We start from the raw sequence: 1,254 nt of genomic DNA, 5'->3' as shown, positions 1-1,254 counted from the left end.
TGGGGGAGCCGGGCGCACGAGGCGCACGGGCACCCGTCCACCGGCCAGCCCGCCGCACCCCCGGTCCCGGAGAGAAGAATCTTCACCGCCCAGAGGCTACCGACCGGCCCGACCGGCCCGACCGGGGCGGCGCCGGGCGGCCAGGGCCGTGCCCGCGCCGAGCAACAACAGCGCCCCCGCCCCGCCCGCGATCAGCAGCGCCGGAACTCCGCGGGGCGCGCCCGCGGGCGCGGCGGCCCGCTCGGCGGCGTCCGCGCCCTGGGACGGGGTCGTCCCCGCGGCCTGGGACGGGTAGCCGCTGACCGACACGACCTCGCCGCGCCCGTTCACGCCGACCCTGGCCGCGGAGGCCAGGAGCTGGGCGGCGGTCGCGTCCTCGGCGCCGGTCACGCAGCGCAGCAGCGGGTGCGCCGGCGGCCGCTCACCGGACGGGACGTCGCCCTCCCCGTCCCCGAAGTCCACCGCGACCGCCACCCGCTTGTGCCCCGAACCGGCCGCGTCCTGGACGCACACCGCCGGGAACGACGGCAGCTCACCCCCCGGCGGCTCGCCCACCGACCCGTCGGCCGAGACCGCGAAGCGCCACCCGACGACCGAGCCGTCCGCCGGCTCGTACGCGGCCGTGGACGCCAGCCACGCCGTGCCGTCGCTGCGCCAGACCCCCCCACAGCCGCACGGCCCCAGGCGCGGGACCGCCGGGCCGCGAGGAGGGTGAGCCGAGCGCGGAGGAGGGGAGAAGGACTACGGCGGCCGCCCCCAGGACGACCGCCGCGGCGACACGGCCCGCGCGCAGCATCGATGGACCTCCGAGCTCGGGAGTAGGGTTCCAGTGCCGTCGGAGGGAAGGCGCCGGCGAACCCGCGGAGAAGGAGCGTATGGCATGACATGGCGGTGGCGTTATGAAAATGCAAATGGTGGTGAGGTGACGGACCGCCCTTTGCCGCGAGAGGTTTTCCCGAGTCAGGCCGATGCGGAGTCCTGGCTCGGGGAGAACTGGCGTGAGCTGCTCGAATCCGGCGTCGAGCAGGTGGCGCTGCTCGACGAGGACCGCGTCGAATACACGGGATTGTCATTGCGTCCGGAGTGATCCGCGAAAAAACGGAAACCCCTTGAGCGCATTGTGGCTCAAGGGGTTTTCCGTTCTCCGGTCACGGACGGACGGCGGGGCTCACCGTCTTGGCCGGGTCGCGCTCCACGACCGTGCCGAGCACGTCGTCGATGCGCTTGAGCACGTCGTCCTCCAGCTTGACGCCG

The 1,254-nt window shown here is 74.4% G+C and carries 2 protein-coding genes; one reads left to right on the top strand and one right to left on the bottom strand.

Annotated elements, in window-relative coordinates:
* Positions 1-96 precede the first annotated feature (96 nt).
* Positions 97-684, bottom strand: a complete 588-nt coding sequence (locus tag ACWCSD_RS52745) for an SCO2322 family protein (protein ID WP_449927530.1) — start codon at positions 682-684, stop codon at positions 97-99.
* 196 nt (positions 685-880) lie between these two features.
* On the opposite strand from ACWCSD_RS52745, the gene ACWCSD_RS52740 reads away from it, so the two are divergent.
* Positions 881-1,087, top strand: a complete 207-nt coding sequence (locus ACWCSD_RS52740) for a hypothetical protein (protein ID WP_352323071.1) — start codon at positions 881-883, stop codon at positions 1,085-1,087.
* The last annotated feature ends 167 nt before the right edge of the window (positions 1,088-1,254 follow it).

Source organism: Nonomuraea sp. NPDC001684 (genome assembly GCF_053596515.1).
The sequence above is the reverse complement of the archived record's forward strand: the minus strand, read 5'-3'. Positions and strand labels throughout refer to the sequence as shown.